General features: G+C 65.9%; 14 protein-coding genes. 4 read left to right on the top strand and 10 right to left on the bottom strand.

Annotated features, from left to right (window positions below; translation table 11 throughout):
* Positions 1-76: 76 nt before the first annotated feature.
* Entirely contained in the window at positions 77-319 is a 243-nt protein-coding gene (locus KF707C_RS04265) for a PA4570 family protein (protein WP_004420152.1), read from the top strand.
* A gap of 132 nt (positions 320-451) precedes the next feature.
* On the opposite strand, the gene KF707C_RS04260 is transcribed toward KF707C_RS04265, so the two are convergent.
* The 6 genes from KF707C_RS04260 to KF707C_RS04235 all read right to left on the bottom strand — a co-directional run bounded on the left by KF707C_RS04260 (position 452) and on the right by KF707C_RS04235 (position 5,735).
* A complete protein-coding gene (locus KF707C_RS04260) occupies positions 452-1,069 on the bottom strand; it encodes an FKBP-type peptidyl-prolyl cis-trans isomerase (protein ID WP_004420154.1) in 618 nt (205 codons plus the stop codon).
* Between the two features lie 81 nt (positions 1,070-1,150).
* Entirely contained in the window at positions 1,151-1,456 is a 306-nt protein-coding gene (locus KF707C_RS04255; RefSeq protein WP_004420156.1) for a DUF6482 family protein, read from the bottom strand.
* A 120-nt stretch (positions 1,457-1,576) separates the two neighbouring features.
* Positions 1,577-2,071 (bottom strand): TIGR00645 family protein, encoded by a 495-nt coding sequence (locus KF707C_RS04250; RefSeq protein WP_004420158.1) that lies wholly within the window; start codon positions 2,069-2,071, stop codon positions 1,577-1,579.
* Between the two features lie 190 nt (positions 2,072-2,261).
* A complete protein-coding gene (locus KF707C_RS04245) occupies positions 2,262-2,603 on the bottom strand; it encodes a PA4575 family protein (protein WP_004420161.1) in 342 nt (113 codons plus the stop codon).
* A 210-nt stretch (positions 2,604-2,813) separates the two neighbouring features.
* Positions 2,814-5,321 carry a Lon protease family protein gene (locus tag KF707C_RS04240; protein ID WP_004420162.1) on the bottom strand — a complete coding sequence of 836 codons (2,508 nt, stop codon included), beginning with the start codon at positions 5,319-5,321 and terminating at the stop codon, positions 2,814-2,816.
* A gap of 90 nt (positions 5,322-5,411) precedes the next feature.
* Positions 5,412-5,735 (bottom strand): TraR/DksA family transcriptional regulator, encoded by a 324-nt coding sequence (locus KF707C_RS04235; protein WP_004420165.1) that lies wholly within the window; start codon positions 5,733-5,735, stop codon positions 5,412-5,414.
* Positions 5,736-5,883: 148 nt separating this feature from the next.
* Here KF707C_RS04235 and KF707C_RS04230 point away from each other — a divergent pair, with 148 nt between their 5' ends.
* Both KF707C_RS04230 and KF707C_RS04225 read left to right on the top strand, forming a co-directional pair.
* A complete protein-coding gene (locus KF707C_RS04230; protein WP_004420167.1) occupies positions 5,884-7,737 on the top strand; it encodes an Lnb N-terminal periplasmic domain-containing protein in 1,854 nt (617 codons plus the stop codon).
* 113 nt (positions 7,738-7,850) lie between these two features.
* Positions 7,851-9,071, top strand: coding sequence for an RtcB family protein (locus tag KF707C_RS04225; RefSeq protein WP_004420169.1), 1,221 nt, complete (start codon positions 7,851-7,853; stop codon positions 9,069-9,071).
* Between the two features lie 33 nt (positions 9,072-9,104).
* Here the strand turns inward: KF707C_RS04225 and betT are convergent, their stop codons facing one another.
* Complete coding sequence (gene betT, locus KF707C_RS04220; RefSeq protein ID WP_004420170.1) at positions 9,105-11,132, bottom strand: choline BCCT transporter BetT; 2,028 nt, start codon at positions 11,130-11,132, stop codon at positions 9,105-9,107.
* 278 nt (positions 11,133-11,410) lie between these two features.
* Between betT and KF707C_RS04215 the strand changes: the two genes are divergently transcribed.
* Complete coding sequence (locus KF707C_RS04215) at positions 11,411-11,725, top strand: hypothetical protein (protein ID WP_051050681.1); 315 nt, start codon at positions 11,411-11,413, stop codon at positions 11,723-11,725.
* Between the two features lie 32 nt (positions 11,726-11,757).
* On the opposite strand, the gene gdhA is transcribed toward KF707C_RS04215, so the two are convergent.
* The 3 genes from gdhA to ettA form a co-directional block, all read right to left on the bottom strand.
* Complete coding sequence (gdhA, locus tag KF707C_RS04210; RefSeq protein ID WP_036991276.1) at positions 11,758-13,092, bottom strand: NADP-specific glutamate dehydrogenase; 1,335 nt, start codon at positions 13,090-13,092, stop codon at positions 11,758-11,760.
* Between the two features lie 251 nt (positions 13,093-13,343).
* Positions 13,344-13,874, bottom strand: a complete 531-nt coding sequence (locus KF707C_RS04205; RefSeq protein ID WP_004420175.1) for a hypothetical protein — start codon at positions 13,872-13,874, stop codon at positions 13,344-13,346.
* An 82-nt stretch (positions 13,875-13,956) separates the two neighbouring features.
* The gene (gene ettA / locus KF707C_RS04200) at positions 13,957-15,624 is read right to left on the bottom strand and encodes an energy-dependent translational throttle protein EttA (RefSeq protein ID WP_004420178.1); all 1,668 of its coding nucleotides are present in this window, start codon (positions 15,622-15,624) and stop codon (positions 13,957-13,959) included.
* Positions 15,625-15,644 lie beyond the last annotated feature (20 nt).

The following is a 15,644-nucleotide window of genomic DNA, read 5'->3' as shown; positions in this document are numbered from 1 at the left end:
CGAAAGGTGGCGATTGATACTTGCTATTTAGGTAATAAGAATTATTCTCATCTCGCCACTTTCAAGGAGATGAGCCATGACTTACCTGATCGATGCCTGGCTGGATCGCCCACACCCCTACCTGCGGATTCTCCATCGGGAAACCGGTGAGGTCTGCGCCGTGCTGCAGGAAGAAGCCCTCGACGAGCTGCGCGACCTGGGCGACCTGGACCTGGCCAGCCTGAACTCCAGCGAACCCCTGATCCTCAAGGAGCTGGTGCGCAACCTCTTCCTGTTCTGCTATGCCCGCGCGCTACGCCCGCACGACGAAGCGCACTAAGGGTTTCGATGACGCCAGGACGGCGTCATCCGCAGGACCGGCGCCCGGGCGTCGGTCCTGCAGCGAGGGCGAAGGCGCCCTCGCCGGTTCCGGGGCAGGCCAGGGACGGCCACCCCGGTAGCCACTCCCGGATCAGAGGATCTCGAGAAGTTCGACGTCGAACACCAGCACACTGTGGGGCGGGATGCTGCCAACGGCCTGGCCGCCATAGGCCAGTTCGCTCGGCACGTGCAGGCGCCACTTGCTGCCGGCGTTCATCAGTTGCAGGGCCTCGACCCAGCCGGCGATCACGCCGCCCACCGGGAATTCAGCCGGCTGGCCGCGATCGTAGGAGCTGTCGAACACGGTGCCGTCGATCAGGGTGCCGTGGTAATGGGTACGCACGGTGTCCTCCGCGGACGGCTTGGCGCCTTCGCCAGCAACCAGTACCTCGTACTGCAGGCCGGATGCCAGGACGGTCACGCCGTCGCGCTTGGCGTTCTCTTCCAGATAGGCGCGACCGGCGCCGGCAGCCGCTTCGGCACGGACCTGGGCTTCGGCCTGCATGCGCTCGCGAATCACGCGGAAGCTGGCGGACAGGGCGGCGCCATCAACGCGGCTCTCCACACCGTTGAATGCGTCGCTGAGGCCGGCGAGCACGGCATCCAGGCTCACGCCGGGCGGGGGATTGTCACGGATCTGGTCGCCCAGTTGGCGGCCAATGCCGTAGCTGACGCGGGTTTCGTCGGTGGAAAGATCGAGTTGGGACATCGCGGAGCTCCGCTCAGGGAAAAAAGGCCGGCCAGACTAGCACAGCTTCCCTCGCCGGGCGTGGGCTCCGGTCGATCCGAATCAGTGGGAAACCCGACTGGATATCGGCACCCTCAGCCGCTCCTGGCTGTCCGCCTCCATGCCGCACATTTCGTCATGCACCACATCGTGTACCAGGTGGAGCGACACACCGGGCAAGTCCTTGAGCATCTCCCGCGCATGCTCCACGGAACGCAGGTGGACGGCATGCCCTCGCCCGTCATCCAGGGCATGGGGACGGCCGTCGATCCGGGCCTCGAGAAGGTAGATGCCGCCCTCCATGGAGATCAGGTTGAGTTCTTCCACATGCCCGGCCCGGGCGTGGCTGCTGAGATCCTGCAGTTTCATGAGGTCACCTCGCGCGCTGTACACCTCAAATCTAATGCACAGGAGAAAACCAGGGGCCGGAAACACAACCGCCCGTCCGCTTTCTGGCGGACGGGCGGCGATTGGGGCAGGACCTGCCGATCAGTGGTCGTGCTTGGTCATCTTGTCCAGGTAGCCCATGGCGAAGGCCGAGATGACGAACGTCATGTGGAGGATCACGTACCACATGATCTTGCTGTTATCGATATTCGGCGCATCCATGAACACACGCAGCAGATGGATGGAGGAGATCGCGACGATGGACGCCGCCACCTTCATCTTCAGCGAGCCGGAATCCATCTTGCCCAGCCAGCTCAGCTTCTCCTTGCCTTCATCGATATCCAGCTGGGACACGAAGTTCTCGTAGCCGGAAATCATCACCATCACCAGCAATCCCCCCACCAGGGACATGTCGATGAGCGACAGCAACACCAGGATCAGCTCCGCCTCGGTCTTCTCGAACACATGGGGCAGGACGTGCCAGACCTCCTGGAAGAACTTCAGCGTCAACGCCAGCAAGGCCAGGGACAGGCCGAAGTAGATGGGGGCCAGCAACCAACGTGCCGCATACATCGAATTTTCTAGAAAGCGTTCCATGGCGCCTCGCAGTCAGTCAGAAACGGGCGCGAGTATAACGATCACTTTCCTACAGAAGAACATTCGAACAGGGGAATGACATATCCCCAAACATTGTGGATAAGTCTGTTGACGAGCGTTGGAACGACGCTCCCGTCGCCCCGCCCACGCTGCCTCCAGCTCGCCGATCAAAAGCTCGCCACTAGCGAACTCAGCTTTCCGGCCGGAACTGGTAGTCACCGAGATTGCGGCAGCGGGTGCCGTTGATGCGACGCAACTCGCCCTGCAGGTGGATGCGCCAGATGGGTGGGTCGTGGGCTTCGGCGTAACCCTGCTCGGCGAGGCAATCAGCAATGGCGGACAAGACGGATTCGGCTACCTGAGGCCCATGGAACGGACCTTGCGCCTTGATCGCAGAAGGTTGCTCACCCGCCATGCCGGCGGCGCAGAGCAGGGTCCAGAGTCCATTTTCCCCCGCCAGCGGACGAATCACGCATTCGATCCGGGTCACCAGTCCCAGGCATTGGCGGGTAAGGCAGAGGTTGCGCGTCATGGCGGCTGTCCTCGCAGGGGCCTGAATTCAGCCTACACCCGAGAGACCGACTGCGAAAGTTCGACGCTTATCCACGCAAGCTGTGGATAACCCTGTGAACAGGGTGAGGGAAAGGCGATGGGGCGTACTCCGCACAGGCATCGCCGCCCATCGATCAGTGACTGACCAGCCACGCCGGGAACAGCCCCGGGCAGCCGGTCACTCCAGGCCTCAGGCCGGGCCCTGGGGTCTATCGGCGGCCGGCAGCGGCGCAGGCTCCTTCTTCGGCGCCTTGCGGCCCTTGGCGGGTGCCGCAGCCTTGGCCACGACCTCGACGGTCTCCTGGGCCGGGGCCGGCTTCTCGTCTTCCTCCATGCCCATTTCCGCGATTTCCCGCAGGCGCGCCACCACCCGCGCATTGACGCTGCCTTCGGGGAAGCGCCCCTTCTCGTCCGGCACGCCTGCCGGCTCACCCACCAGCAGGCTAAGCGCCTCGTCGGCCTGGCGCACCGCGTAGACATGGAACCTGCCCTGGCGAACAGCCTCCAGCACCCGGTCGTCCAGCATCAGGTTGGTCACGTTGGCGTGGGGAATGATCACCCCCTGCTCCCCCGTAAGGCCGCGCGCCTCGCAGAGGCGGAAGAAGCCCTCGATCTTCTCGTTGACCCCGCCCACCGCCTGCACTTCGCCGAACTGGTTGATGGATCCGGTGATGGCGAAGCATTGCTTGAGCGGGGTGCGCGACAGCGCGGAAATCAGGGTACAGGCCTCGCCGAGCGAGGCGCTGTCACCATCCACATAGCCGTAGGACTGCTCGAGGGCGATGCTGGCGGAGATTTCCAGGGGGAATTCCTGGGCGTAGCGACTGCCGAGGTAGCCGGTGAGGATCATCACGCCCTTGGAGTGGATGGGTTGACCCAGGTTGACCTCGCGCTCGATGTCGACGATGCCGGAACCGCCGGGATAGACGGTAGCGGATATCCGCGCGGGGACGCCGAAGGCGGAATCCCCCACCTCCAGCACGGTGAGGCCGTTGCACTTGCCCACGGCGGCGCCCGCGGTGTCGATCAGGATGATGCCCGCCAGCATGTCGTCGAGGATGCGCGCCGACACACGGCCGGTGCGCGTGGCCTTGGCCTTCAGCGCTCTGACGATGTGAGCGGAGTCGGTCACCGCATCACCGGCCAGCTGGCGCACGAAGTCCGCCTCGCTGACCAGCTGGAACAGGTCACCGATACGCGCCGACAGGCGGCCCTGGTGCTCCGCCAGACGAGCGCTGTAGGTGGCCAGGGACGCCACGGCTGCGGCGGTGAGCGGCGCCATGCCCTCCTCCGAGGTGCGGGTCTTCAGCAACTGGGCGAACTGTTCCAGGCTGTCATCCGACAGGGCGATCTCCTCGTCGAAGTCCACCAGGACGCGGAACATCTCCTGGAAGTCGGGATCCAGGTCCTGAAGCGTGTAGTAGAGCTGGCGGGAGCCGATGATGATCACCTTCACCTGCAGCGGGATCACCTGCGGGGTCAGGGTGACGGTGGCCAGTCGGCCCAGCTCCGCCAGGGGAGATTCCATTTTCAGCTGGCGGGAATGCAGGGCGCGTTTCAGGGCGTCCCACACGAAGGGCTCACCGAGCAGCTTTTCCGCCTCCAGAACCAGGAAGCCGCCATTGGCGCGATGCAACGCCCCCGGCCGCAGTTGGCGATAGCTGGTGTAGAGGGCGCCCTGGTCCGTGCCGTACTCGATGCGGCCGAAGAGGTTGTCGTAGGTGGGATGGGACTCGAACACCACCGGCGCCCCGCCATTGGCATGATGTCCAACGACCAGGCTCGGGCAGTACTGCTCCTCCAGCAGTTCGCGGCGCTGGGCGTCGGGCTTGTCGTCCAGCAACTGGTCCACCACGGTTTTCAGCAGGTTCACCTGCATGGCCTGCAGGTAGGCCACGACGCCGGCGTTCTCCGCGTACTTCTCCGACAGGGGGGACAGCAGCGGCATCAGCGCCTGGGTGATGGTTTCCTCGTTGAGCTGGCGCAGCTGGTTGCTGGACTCGCGCTTCCATAGCGGCAGGCTGGACAGCTCCTCGTTCAGGCGTTCCTCCAGGCTGGCGATATCGTCATGGAAGCGCTCGCGCTCGGACTCGGGCAACTGGGCGAAATCCGCCTCGTCCAGCGCCTTGCCATCCTTCATCGGGGTGAACGCGATGTTGGCGCTGTCGCGGTAGAGGGCGACGTCCTTCTCCAGGGCCAGTCGCTCGATCACATCCAGGGCGCGGTCGTAGCGCTGGTTGAAGGCGCGGTCGATGGCGCTCTTCTTCTGCTGGAAGGTGGGTGTTTCGAACACGGCGGGGAAGGTGGCCAGCAGGTTGTCCACCAGGTGCTCGATATCGCAGATGAAACCCTGGGCCTCCCCGGGCGGCAACTGCAGGGCGCGCGGTTCGCGCGGTTCCTCGAAATGGTTGACGTAGACCCAGTCCGCGGGCGTATCCAGGCGCTTGCCCTCGGCCTTGAGGTAACGCTGGACGAAGGAGAAGCGGCCAGTGCCCGGTTCGCCCATCACATAGACGTTGTAGCCGGGACGCGGCATGGCCACGCCGAACTGCAGGGCCTCCACCGCCCGCTCCTGGCCGAGCACCCCACGGAAGGGCTCCAGGTCGTCGGTGGTCTTGAAGTTGAATTGCTGGGGCTCGAAGGGACGGGTGAGCGCATCGGGCGCCAGGCGCAGGCTGGCAGCGAAGGAATCAGGCATCGAGTGTCCTTAGTGGCTCGGCTGGAAAAGCAATGGCCGCATTCTGGCGCCGCCCCGTCGCCACTGGCAAGGCATGACGCCAGCGGCGTTTCAGTGAGCCAGGTCCGCGCAGCCCAGGCAGTACTCGGCGGCGGGCAGCACCGCCAGTCGCGCCGGCTCGATGGGCTCGCCACAGCGTTGGCAATAACCGTAGCTGCCGTCGGCGAGGCGCAGCTTGGCCAGGCCCGCGCGGCGCAGGGCGGCCTCGGTCTCGGCCAGCAGGGCCTCCAGCACTTCGTCGTTTTCCCGCTGGACCGCCTGCTCGGCGAAATCCGGTGAGTGGCTACTGGCCAGGTCCTGGCGAATGGAGTTGGCGCGGGTGCTGTATTCCGCGATCAGGGCGTCGAGTGCGGCGCGTGGGTCAGTGGTGGTCATGTGGAAATCCCCCTGTTCACACTTCCAAGTGTGGACGCTCCATCACGGTCCCGCGAACTTGCGCAATCAATCGTCCTGGCCTTGCTTGACAGCGCCCCGCCCCTCCCTCAAAGCTGCGCCCGACCTCTCGTGAAGAAGAGCAGCCCTCTTGAAACGGATCTTCCCCTACCTCGCACTCTGCACCTGGATCACCGCCCACGCCGCCCCGCAGATGCCTGCCGAGCGCCTCGACACCCTGGCCGCCGATCCCTACTGGATCGCCCTGGGTCACTGGGAGACCGGCAAACTGGGCGGCTGGCGCAGCTACGTCGATGACGAGGACTTCTTCCTCGCCAAAGAGGGCCCCGGCAACCCCGGCGCGGAGCTGCGCGCCACCCTGGAAGCGCTTTACCAGCCCGCCAGCCTCGGCGACCAGCACCCGCAGTGCACCTACCCCGCCCGCACCCGCTGGCTGCGGGAGCAGCTGCAACTGACCGACCTGCCCCAGCCTCCCTGCAGCGAGTACAGGGCCTGGTACGCCGACATCAACCCCCACAGCACGGTGCTGGTGTTTCCCGCCGCCTACCTGAACAGCCCCTCGTCGATGTTCGGCCACACGCTGCTGCGCATCGACCAGCCGGACATCCACGAGAACAACACCGCCATGCTCAGCTACGCGCTGAACTTCGGCGCCTTCATCGAGGGTTCGGACAACAGCATCCTCTACGCCTGGAAGGGCCTGATGGGCGGCTACCCGGGACTCTTCGCCCTGGTGCCCTACCGCGACAAGCTGAAGGAATACAGCCGCCTGGAGAACCGCGACCTCTGGGAATACCGCCTCAACCTCAGCCCCGAGGAAACCGGGCGCATGGTGGAGCACGTGTGGGAGCTGAAGCAGATCCGCTTCGACTACTACTTCTTCGACGAGAACTGCTCCTACCGCCTGCTGGAACTGCTGGAGATCGCCCGTCCCGGCATCGAACTCACCGAGCAGTTCCCCATTACCGCCATCCCCACCGACACGGTGCGGGCGGTGAAGGACGCCGGTCTGGTGGAGTCCATCGACTACCGCGCCTCCCGGGAAAAGGAGCTGCTGGCCCGTGCCGAGCCGCTGGATAGCGCCGAACAGCAGTGGGTGCTGCGCCTGGCCGAGGACGACCGCCTTCTCGACGCCCCCGAGTTCCTCGCCCTGCCCGCCCCGCGCCGCGCGCTGATCCAGGACGCCGCCTTCCGCCTGCTGCGCTACCGCTCGGTCGGCGAGGAGCGCACCGCCGCCAGCGCGGGACGCAGCTATCGCCTGCTCCAGTCCATCAACCGCAATCCGCCGCCGACACTGCAGCTGGATCGCCCCGACCTGCCGGAGGAGGGCCACGAATCCCGCACCTGGCAACTGGGCGCCGGCACCCGCGAGGACAGGGCCTACGCCGAGTACGGCCTGCGCATGGCCTACCACGACCTCAACGACAACCTCTCCGGCTTCCCCCTCGGCGCGCAGATCGAGATCCTCCAGCTCAAGCTGCGCCAATACGAAGACAACCACTGGCAGCTGCAACGCCTGGACCTGGCCACCATCCGCTCCCTCACCCCGCGCGGCGACCTGCTCAAGCCCTGGTCCTGGCAGGTGGCCGGCGGCCTGGAGCGGGTGCTGGGCGAAGACGGCGACGAGCGCCTGGTGAGCCACCTCAACGGCGGCGTCGGCGGGGCCTGGCAGCTGGGCGGGGATGCCCTCGGCTTCGCCCTGGCCACCGCCCGCATCGAACACAACGAGGACTTCGCCCCCTTCGTCGCCACGGCCGCCGGCTTCAACACCGGCCTGCTCTGGCACAACCCCGTCGGCACCCTCAGCCTGGAAGCCGCTGGAGACTATTTCCACAATGGTGAAGTCCGGCGCCGACTGTCCCTCAACCAGCAGTGGGAGATTTCCCGCAACCTCGGCCTGCGCCTGACCGCCCAGCGCGAATTCAGCCAGCTCGCCGCGCCGGTGAACGAGGTGATGCTGGAATTGAAGTGGTACCACTATTGATGGGTTTCGTACCTGGCGGCGATACCCTTCAAGCCCGCCACCTGTAAGCTGCGCGCCCGGCCCCGCTACAACGGAGCCAGAATGGTTATCCACACCCTCGTCAGGCGATGCAGATGAACGTGAACGGTCCACAACTGCTGGAAGTGGCCAGCGGCAAGCCCATCAAACTCTGGACCCAGGGCGTCCCGGTAGAGGACGAAGCGCGCCAGCAATTGATCAACACCGCGAAGATGCCCTTCATCTTCAAGCACCTCGCCGTGATGCCCGACGTCCACCTGGGCAAGGGCTCCACCATCGGCAGCGTGATCCCCACCCTGGGCGCCATCATTCCCGCCGCGGTGGGCGTGGACATCGGCTGCGGCATGATGGCCGCCCTCACCTCCCTGCATGCCCGCGACCTGCCGGACAACCTCCACGGCCTGCGCAGCGCCATCGAGCGCGCGGTGCCCCACGGCAAGACCTTCGGTCGACGCGACCAGGGCGCCTGGGACGCGGTGCCGGACGCGGCCGACCAGGCCTGGCGCCCCCTCGCCGGGCGCTTCAAGGCCATCACCCGCAAGTACCCGCGCCTGGAGAAGACCAACAACCGCAGCCACCTGGGCACCCTGGGGACCGGCAACCACTTCATCGAGGTCTGCCTCGACGAGGCCGACCGGGTCTGGTTCATGCTCCACAGCGGCTCCCGGGGCGTGGGCAACGCCATCGGCACCCTGTTCATCGAGCTGGCCCAGGCGGACATGCGCCAGCACATCGCCAACCTGCCGGACCGCGATCTCGCCTACCTCGAGGAAGGCAGCCGCCATTACGACGACTACGTCGAGGCCGTGGGCTGGGCCCAGGACTTCGCCCGGCAGAACCGCGCCCTGATGATGCAGGCGGTGATCGAGGCGGCGCGCAAGGTGATCCGCAAACCCTTCGAGGCCAGCCTGGAAGCGGTCAACTGTCACCACAACTACGTTCAGAAGGAACGCCACTTCGGCCGCGAAGTGCTGGTCACCCGCAAGGGCGCGGTTTCCGCGCGCAAGGGCGAGCTGGGCATCATCCCGGGCTCCATGGGCGCCAGGAGCTTCATCGTCCGCGGCCTCGGCAACGAGGAGTCCTTCTGCTCCTGCAGCCACGGCGCCGGCCGCACCATGAGTCGCAGCCGGGCGAAGAAGCTGTTCAGCGTCGAGGACCAGGTCCGCGCCACCGCCCACGTGGAGTGCCGCAAGGACAAGGATGTGATCGACGAGATCCCCATGGCCTACAAGGACATCGACGCCGTGATGGCCGCCCAGCGCGACCTGGTGGAAGTGGTGCACACCCTGCGCCAGGTGGTCTGCGTCAAGGGCTGACCGGGCCCTCGCAAGACCCGGTCGCCCACGCCATCAACGCCCCGCCAGCGGCAGGGACGCGGAGACCTGCTGGAGGACGTGCAGGTGCCGCTCGTACTGGTCGAGCACGTCGGCGATCACCTGCTCCTGGCTGAAGCCCCAGAGGTTGTAGCCCTGGCCACCCTCGGGCAGATGCACCTCCAGCCGGAAGCAGCGTTCCGGCGTGCCCGGCGCGGCATAGGCCGGCGTCGCGGCTTCCACCACCCGGACCTCGTAACGGAATGGCGCGGCCTCGCCACAAGGTACCTTCAAGGCCAGGCGGGGCAGCCCGTCCGCCGTGGGGTTGCGGTCGCTGATCCGGGCCGAGATGCCCTGCCGACGCAGCGCCGAACAGACCTCGCCGAGTGCCGGCCGGCAAACCGCCTCCAACATGGCGAGCGCCGCCTCGCGATCCGGGTGGGTGGTCACCCGCTCCACCCGCTGCTGCCAGTCGGGCACATCGCCGGCACTGGGCTGCACCCGCGCCGACAGGTATCCGGCCAGGCCGTGCTGGTGGCTGTCGCGACGCACCACTTCCAGGCGCAAGGCGCGATAGAGCCCGGCCATGATGAAGAACATCACGAAGGAGAACGGCAGGCCCATGATCACGGTGGCGTTCTGCAACGTCGGCACGCCGCCCACCATCAGCATCGCCAGGGTCAACACGCCGATCACCACCGACCAGAAGATCCGCAGCCAGGACGGCGCGTCGCTGGAAGGGTCCTTCAGCACGGAGGTGAAGTTGCCCAGCACCAGGGCGCCGGAATCCGCCGAGGTGACATAGAACAGGAGCCCGGTCAGGGTCGCCAACAGCGCGCTGAGACCGATCCAGGGGTACTGCGCCAGCAATCCGTAGAAGGCCCGCTCGGGGGTGTTCACGGCCATTTCGCCGAACTCGGCGCTACCCGAGAGCACCACGTCCAGCGCGCTGTTGCCGAAGATGGAGATCCAGATCAGGGTGAAGGTGAACGGAATCACCAGGGTTCCCAGGACGAACTCCCGCAGGGTCCGCCCCCGGGAGATCCGCGCCAGGAAGAGGCCGACGAAGGGCGCCCAGGCCACCCACCAGGCCCAGAAGAACAGGGTCCAGCCGTTCAGCCAGTCCACCGGACGGTCGAAGGCGAAGGTATTCAGGGTCATGCTGGCGAAACCGCTCAGGTAGTCGCCGATGTTCAGCACCACGCCGTTGAGCAGGAACACCGTGTTGCCGCTGAACAGCACGAAGAGGATCAGCGCGATGGCCAGCAGCACGTTCAGCTCGGAGAGCCGGCGGATGCCCTTGTCCACGCCGGATACCGTGGAAATGGTCGCCATCACCACCGACAGCAGGATCAGCAGCGCCTGGGGCAGGATGCCTTCGGGCACGTCGAACATGAACTTCAGCCCGTAGTTGAGCTGGACCACGCCGATCCCCAGGGAGGTGGCGATGCCGAACACCGTCCCGAGGACCGCGGCGATCTCCACGCCATGTCCCAGGGCCCCATGCACGCGGCGTCCGAAGATGGGATAGAGCGCCGAGCGGATCGACAGCGGCATGCCATGGCGGAAACTGAAATAGCCCAGGGCCATGCCCATCAGGGCGTACATCGACCAGCCGGTGATGCCGTAGTGGAACAGGGTCCAGGCCACCCCTTGGCGCGCCGCGTCCAAGGTGCCCGGCGCCCCCTCCGGCGGCTGCAGCAGGTGCGTCACCGGCTCCGCCACCGAGAAGAACATCAGGTCGATGCCGATGCCGGCGGCGAACAGCATCGCGCCCCAGGTGAACAGGTTGAACTCAGGCCGGGCGTGATCCGGCCCCATGCGGATGTCACCGAAGCGCGACAGCGCGATCACCAGCACGAACACCACGTAAAGCGTGGCGGCCAGGAAGTAGTACCAACCGAAGCCTTCGGAAATCCAGCCCAGCACCACCCCCAGGGCGGTCGCCGCGCTGTCGCTGTCCAGCAACGCCCAGAAGGCCAGTGCCAGGATGCAGGTAGCGGAACCGAAGAACACCGCCCGGTTCAGGCGGTCGTGGTCCGTCTCGACCCGTGTATCGGTCATGGTCGCTCCTCTTTCTGCTGCTTCGGGGACGGAGGAGGCTAACACCCCGACTGAGGGGCGATTGTCATGGATGCGACATGGGCCAACGACCCTTACGACGGCCAGCAAGAGCATCCCGCCCCGTCGACAGGGCCATCACACCGTCTTGACGAAATCTCGACAGTCGCAAGCAGAGAATGTTCGAGTTGATTTCCCCAGGTATTCCTACACCGTCACCGAGAGAGGCCTACGTGAACCTTTATCGTCAAGCCTGGCCCTTCCTGTTGGGCACCTTGCTGATGGCGGGCTGCGCGAGTACCCGTGACACCCTGCTCGCCCAGGGCTACCCGATGGCCTTCGTCGACGGCTTCGAGGCCGGTTGCAGCAGCGGCCGACAGGCGGCGGGCGTGATCACCGGCGAGTTCCGCAAGGACGTCCCCCGCTACCTGAAGGATGCGACCTACGCTGAAGGCTGGAGCGACGGATTCCGCCAGTGCCAGGCCCAGGTGCAAAGTGAGGAACGGCGGCACCACGAGGCGCGGCTGCAAGACGGCGGCGACGACTGGGAAAGGAACCGGGGTACCGCCATGGGTCGGGCACTGCACCCCGATTGAGTGCCCCCGGGAAGCCGGGGGCGACGGCAGCGTCAGACCACGCCCTGGGCCAGCATGGCGTCGGCCACCTTGACGAAGCCGGCGATATTCGCGCCTTTCACGTAGTTCACCCGGCCCTTCTCTTCGCCGTAGTGGACGCAGGCGTGGTGGATGTTTTGCATGATGCCGTGCAGGCGCTGGTCCACCTCGCCGGCGGTCCAGTGCAGGCGCATGGCGTTCTGGCTCATTTCCAGGCCGCTGGTGGCCACGCCGCCGGCGTTCGACGCCTTGCCCGGGGCGAAGAGGATGCCCGCCTCGAGGAAGATATCCACAGCCTCCAGGGTGGACGGCATGTTGGCCCCTTCCGCCACGCAGACGCAGCCGTTGGCCAGCAGGGCGCGGGCGTCGGCGGCATCCAGCTCGTTCTGGGTGGCGCAGGGCAGCGCCATGTCGCAAGGCAGCGCCCAGGGGCGCTGGCCCGGCAGGAAGCGCAGGCCGGGGCCCTGGAGTTCACTGAGTCGACCGCGACGGACGTTCTTCAGCTCCATCAGCGCCTCCCACTGCTCGCCGGAAAGGCCGTCCTCGATGAACAGGGTGCCTTCGGAATCGGACAGGGAGATCACCTTGCCACCCAGTTCCATCACCTTCTGCGCCGCGAACTGGGCGACGTTGCCGGAGCCGGAAATCGCCACGCGCTGGCCGTCGATGTCGCGACCGATGCCCTTGAGCATTTCCTGGGCGAAGTAGACGCAACCATAGCCCGTCGCCTCGGGGCGGATCAGGCTGCCGCCGTAGGCCAGGCCCTTGCCGGTGAACACCGAGGTGAACTCGTTGGACAGGCGCTTGTACTGGCCGAAGAGGAAGCCGATCTCCCGGGCGCCGACGCCGATGTCACCGGCCGGCACGTCCAGGTCGGCGCCGATGTGGCGATACAGCTCGCTCATGAAGGACTGGCAGAAGCGCATCACCTCGGCGTCGCTCTTGCCCTTGGGATCGAAGTCGGAGCCGCCCTTGCCGCCACCCATGGGCAGGGAGGTCAGGGAATTCTTGAAGACCTGCTCGAAGGCGAGGAACTTCAGCACCCCGAGGTTCACCGAGGGGTGGAAGCGCAGGCCGCCCTTGTAGGGCCCGATGGCGCTGCTCATCTGCACCCGGAAACCACGGTTGACGCAGACGCGCCCCTGGTCGTCGACCCAGGGCACCCGGAACAGGACGGCGCGCTCGGGTTCGACGATCCGCTCGATGATGCCGCCCTGGAGGTACTTGGGGTTGGCCTCCAGGAAGGGCCACAGGCTGCGCAGCACTTCTTCCACCGCCTGGTGGAACTCAGGCTGGTCGGGATCGCGCTGCTTCAGGCGCGCCAGGAAGGCGTCAACGGATTGCGTCATGAATCTCACCAATTTCGTTTTGTTGTGAACGATTTATCGCGCGAGACTCTACCAAGCCAGCCGCCCCCTCGGTAGGCCAAAATGACGCATTGATGAATCTTTTTGGTGCATTACTTGTAAATCAGTCCGTTAATCGGACACTTCCTCCCCGGGCAGATTCCAGCTCCCAAGGGAATTTCCCAAGTTGCAAAAGGGCCCGAATCGCACCATCTCGAAGCCATGAGCGCACCATTTCCGCACAAGTGAAGTACTCAGCCTTCAGGCGGGGTCTGCAGCACCCGTTCCGGGCTGATTCCCAGGTCGCTGCGCTTGCCACGCATCAGCACCACACCGTGATCCGGCAGGCTGATCCAGACGCGCTCGGAGACGCAGGTACCCACGCCCTGGCCACCGTCGTCCAGCACCAGTTCGACGCGAAACTCGCAGCCCAGCCCTCCCTGCTCCTTGGCCAGCACCCGTGCACTGAACTCGGCGTCCTGTCCCAGCCAGCGGGTATAGAGCGCGCCGGCGGGAACCAGCAGGGCGCCCCAGACCACCAGAATCAGCAGCGACCCCAGCACGGTGTGCAATTGCCAGCGCGCCGCGTCGGTTTCCAACTGGAACAGTCGGGTGAACCCCTCCCGCCAGGCCAGCCAGGCGTAGAGGCCGCCTCCCAGCAGAAAGGCGCCACCCAGCGCGCCGAGCTGCCAGGCCGGGGACGGGTAGAAGGAAAAGTACAGGCCGCACAGGCCGAACAAGGCCAGGGCGCAGAGCCAGAACAGGTAGTGGTTGAATCCCTTCATCGTTCCTCCGGAAACGACAACGGAGCCAGGAGGCTCCGTTGTCGTGTCAGGGTCGGGCCTGGTGCAGGCACCAGGCCACCCATCACTGGGCCAGCTTCTTGTAACGCACGCGGTGCGGCTGGGCGGCCGCTTCGCCGAGGCGCTTCTTCCGGTCTGCCTCGAACTCGGTGTAGTTGCCTTCGAAGAAGGTCACCTTGCCGTCGTCCTCATAGGACAGGATGTGGGTGGCGATACGGTCCAGGAACCAGCGATCGTGGGAAATCACGATGGCGGCGCCGGGGAAGTCCAGCAGCGCCTCTTCCAGGGCGCGCAGGGTTTCCACGTCGAGGTCGTTGGACGGTTCGTCGAGCAGCAGCACGTTGCCGCCCTGCTTCAGGGTCAGGGCCAGGTGCAGACGGCCACGCTCACCACCGGAGAGGTCCTTGACGAACTTCTGCTGGTCGGCGCCCTTGAAGTTGAAGCGGCCGACATAGCTGCGCGACGGAACTTCGTAGTTGCCGATCTTGATCTGCTCGAAGCCATCGGACACCTGCTGCCAGACCGTCTTGCCGCCGTCCAGGCTGTCGCGGCTCTGGTCGACGCTGGCGATCTGCACGGTCTCGCCGATCTCGATGCGACCGGAGTCCGGCTGCTCCTTGCCGGTGATCATGCGGAACAGGGTGGACTTGCCCGCGCCGTTGCCGCCGATCACGCCGACGATGGCGCCTTTCGGGATGCTCAGGGACAGGTCGTCGATCAGCACGCGATCGCCGTAGCCCTTGCTGACGTTGTGCAGCTCGATGACCTTGTCGCCCAGGCGCGGACCGGCCGGGATATAGATCTCGTTGGTCTCGCTGCGCTTCTGGAATTCCTGCGACTGCATTTCCTCGAAGCGCTGCAGACGCGCCTTGGACTTGGCCTGGCGGGCCTTGGCGCCCTGGCGCACCCACTCCAGTTCGGCCTTCATGGCCTTGGCGTGGGAAGCTTCCTGCTTGGCTTCCTGGGCCAGGCGGTTGGCCTTGGATTCCAGCCAGCCGGAGTAGTTGCCCTCGAAGGGGATGCCGTGGCCACGGTCCAGTTCCAGGATCCAGCCGGCGACGTTGTCGAGGAAGTAGCGGTCGTGGGTGATGGCCACCACGGTGCCGGGGAAGTCGTGGAGGAAGTGCTCCAGCCAGGCCACGGAGTCGGCGTCCAGGTGGTTGGTGGGCTCGTCCAGCAGCAGCATGTCGGGGGCCGACAGCAGCAGGCGGCAAAGGGCCACGCGGCGCTTCTCGCCACCGGAGAGGTGCTCGATCTTCGCGTCCCACGGCGGCAGGCGCAGGGCGTCGGCGGCGACCTCCAGCTGGCGCTCCAGATTGTGGCCATCGGAGGCCTGGAGGATGGCCTCCAGCTTGGCCTGCTCGGCGGCCAGGGCGTCGAAGTCGGCGTCCGGCTCGGCGTAGGCGGCGTAGACCTCGTCGAGACGGGCCTGGGCCTGCTTGATCTCGCCCACCGCCTCTTCGACGATCTCGCGAACGGTCTTGCTGGCATCGAGCTGGGGCTCCTGGGGCAGGTAGCCGACCTTGATGCCCGGCATCGGACGGGCTTCGCCGTCGATCTCGGTATCCACACCGGCCATGATGCGCAGCAAGGTCGACTTGCCCGCGCCGTTCAGGCCGAGCACGCCGATCTTGGCGCCCGGGAAGAAGGAGAGGGAAATGTCTTTGAGGATCTCACGCTTCGGGGGCACGACCTTGCCGACCCGGTGCATGGTATAGACGTATTGAGCCATGACTGACCTTGGTGCTGACG

The sequence above is a fragment of the Pseudomonas furukawaii genome, assembly GCF_002355475.1.
Lineage (GTDB): Bacteria > Pseudomonadota > Gammaproteobacteria > Pseudomonadales > Pseudomonadaceae > Metapseudomonas > Metapseudomonas furukawaii.
The sequence above is the reverse complement of the archived record's forward strand: the minus strand, read 5'-3'. Positions and strand labels throughout refer to the sequence as shown.

Bases quoted from the DNA above. Each gene is read 5' to 3' on its own strand.
- KF707C_RS04265 (WP_004420152.1), top strand. From the start codon at position 77: ATGACTTACCTGATCGATGCCTGGCTGGATCGCCCACACCCCTACCTG.
- KF707C_RS04260 (WP_004420154.1), bottom strand. From the start codon at position 1,069: ATGTCCCAACTCGATCTTTCCACCGACGAAACCCGCGTCAGCTACGGC.
- KF707C_RS04255 (WP_004420156.1), bottom strand. From the start codon at position 1,456: ATGAAACTGCAGGATCTCAGCAGCCACGCCCGGGCCGGGCATGTGGAA.
- KF707C_RS04250 (WP_004420158.1), bottom strand. From the start codon at position 2,071: ATGGAACGCTTTCTAGAAAATTCGATGTATGCGGCACGTTGGTTGCTG.
- KF707C_RS04245 (WP_004420161.1), bottom strand. From the start codon at position 2,603: ATGACGCGCAACCTCTGCCTTACCCGCCAATGCCTGGGACTGGTGACC.
- KF707C_RS04240 (WP_004420162.1), bottom strand. From the start codon at position 5,321: ATGCCTGATTCCTTCGCTGCCAGCCTGCGCCTGGCGCCCGATGCGCTC.
- KF707C_RS04235 (WP_004420165.1), bottom strand. From the start codon at position 5,735: ATGACCACCACTGACCCACGCGCCGCACTCGACGCCCTGATCGCGGAA.
- KF707C_RS04225 (WP_004420169.1), top strand. From the start codon at position 7,851: ATGAACGTGAACGGTCCACAACTGCTGGAAGTGGCCAGCGGCAAGCCC.
- betT (WP_004420170.1), bottom strand. From the start codon at position 11,132: ATGACCGATACACGGGTCGAGACGGACCACGACCGCCTGAACCGGGCG.
- KF707C_RS04215 (WP_051050681.1), top strand. From the start codon at position 11,411: ATGGCGGGCTGCGCGAGTACCCGTGACACCCTGCTCGCCCAGGGCTAC.
- gdhA (WP_036991276.1), bottom strand. From the start codon at position 13,092: ATGACGCAATCCGTTGACGCCTTCCTGGCGCGCCTGAAGCAGCGCGAT.
- KF707C_RS04205 (WP_004420175.1), bottom strand. From the start codon at position 13,874: ATGAAGGGATTCAACCACTACCTGTTCTGGCTCTGCGCCCTGGCCTTG.
- ettA (WP_004420178.1), bottom strand. From the start codon at position 15,624: ATGGCTCAATACGTCTATACCATGCACCGGGTCGGCAAGGTCGTGCCC.